The organism is uncultured Shewanella sp. (genome assembly GCF_947501665.1).
GTDB lineage: Bacteria > Pseudomonadota > Gammaproteobacteria > Enterobacterales > Shewanellaceae > Shewanella.
The window spans coordinates 1-420 of the sequence record NZ_CANMWS010000093.1; the positions used below are offsets into that span (position 1 = coordinate 1).

The 420-nt window shown below is 47.4% G+C and carries 1 protein-coding gene; it reads left to right on the top strand.

The features are described from left to right. On the top strand, positions 1-420 hold a 420-nt coding region (locus Q0976_RS24050; protein WP_299497400.1), incomplete at both ends, for an AMP-binding protein.

Sequence of the window (420 nt, forward strand, 5' to 3'; positions counted from 1 at the left end):
GAACCAACTTGCACGTTACTTACGTGCCCAATATCAGGCTCGTTTAGGAGAAGTGTTAACACCAGACACACTGATTACGCTGTATCTTGATCGCTCACTAGAAATGGTAATCAGTATTCTGGCGGTTTTGAAAGCAGGGGGGGCATATGTGCCAGTGTCACCGGAGTACCCTGAAGAAAGAACCCGATTCATTGTTGGGGACACACAATCTCGAATTGTGCTGTGCAATAGCCATTACATGACAAGGCTTGGGGAGTGGCTATCTAAAGAGGAATTGCTCCCTTTCCTATTAGCGGTAGATGGGTGTGCTCAGTTAGAACGTGAGTCGGTAGAGGATTTGTCAGAGGTAAGTACAGCGCAAGATTTGGCGTATGTGATTTATACGTCTGGGACGACTGGGCAGCCTAAAGGGGTGATGAT